This is a genomic window from Bacteroides sp. 2_2_4 (assembly GCF_000157055.1).
Lineage (GTDB): Bacteria > Bacteroidota > Bacteroidia > Bacteroidales > Bacteroidaceae > Bacteroides > Bacteroides ovatus.
In genome coordinates this window covers 1-950 of sequence record NZ_EQ973402.1, presented here as the reverse complement: position 1 = coordinate 950, position 950 = coordinate 1, and the positions used below count along the sequence as shown (strand labels likewise).

Annotated in this window: 2 protein-coding genes; both read left to right on the top strand. The window is 48.6% G+C overall.

What is annotated here, in order from left to right; translation table 11 throughout:
• Positions 1-387: 387 nt before the first annotated feature.
• Positions 388-525, top strand: a complete 138-nt coding sequence (locus tag BSCG_RS30215; RefSeq protein ID WP_175285343.1) for a hypothetical protein — start codon at positions 388-390, stop codon at positions 523-525.
• A gap of 32 nt (positions 526-557) precedes the next feature.
• The coding region (locus BSCG_RS0128255; RefSeq protein WP_175285342.1) for a reverse transcriptase N-terminal domain-containing protein at positions 558-950 on the top strand (393 nt) is incomplete at its 3' end.

Genomic DNA, 950 nt, shown 5'->3' with positions numbered 1-950 from the left:
TGTGCGACAAGAGGTCTCACAAGTAATTGTTCAGCATCATGTCTGAACCTATTGTTCCGTCAATAGTAGCCTAAAGAGGCGTGCGTGACTGGTAACGGTCGGGTGCGGAGCCCTCTTGAGAACGACGTTCCAACCTAAACATCATAGGCGAAGAATGGCAAGGCTGACCGATAGGAGTAACGCAGGTGAATCGCTGCACCATCGTTACAAAGAATTGGCTCACGGATGTTTAGGAGCCATGCCAAAAGGCAAGCAGTCAGGATAGTACGTTGTTATGTCGTACTACACGGATGTTGCACTGCCGGTGGATAGGCGGACTCTAAGTCGGTCGTCAGTTACTTGTGCGAAACTTGGTAAGCCCGTATTTCTCCCATCAGCCAATAGCAAATGGGTAAGCAAATCGTAAGAGCGGCCGAAAGGGATGCGGGTAAAGGATTGTGGAGAAAGCGAATGCCACGATGTAATGTCATGGATAAGGGTTCCAACGTCACCCTACGCGAAAGCGTGCAGACTTCCACAGGGTAATTCTTTGTGAAATGAACTGTAGAACTTAAAGTATGGAGAAACAGCAAAGGAGCGAGGCGCAAGCCGAGTGTGCATCTTCAGCCAAACGCAAGACCTCGTGGAAGGGAATGAACTTCTCACGGTGCGAGCGCAAGGTAAGGAAGCTACAAGTCAGAATAGCAGAGGCTCAAAAAGAAAGAAGATACAATAAGGTGAAAGCCTTGCAACATCTTCTTGTCACCTCCTTTGAAGCCAAGGTCTTGGCGGTAAGGAAAGTGACAACCAATAAAGGAAAACGTACGGCAGGGGTTGACCATGTACTATGGGATACCGATGCCAGGAAGATAAACGCAGTGTGTTCTTTGAAACGGAGAGGGTACAGAGCCCTTCCACTGAAAAGGGTCAACATACCGAAGAAAAGCGGGAAGATGAGACCTCTCGGGATT

Excerpts from the sequence above, each read along its gene's own strand:
- BSCG_RS30215 (WP_175285343.1), top strand. The coding sequence starts at position 388 with ATGGGTAAGCAAATCGTAAGAGCGGCCGAAAGGGATGCGGGTAAAGGA.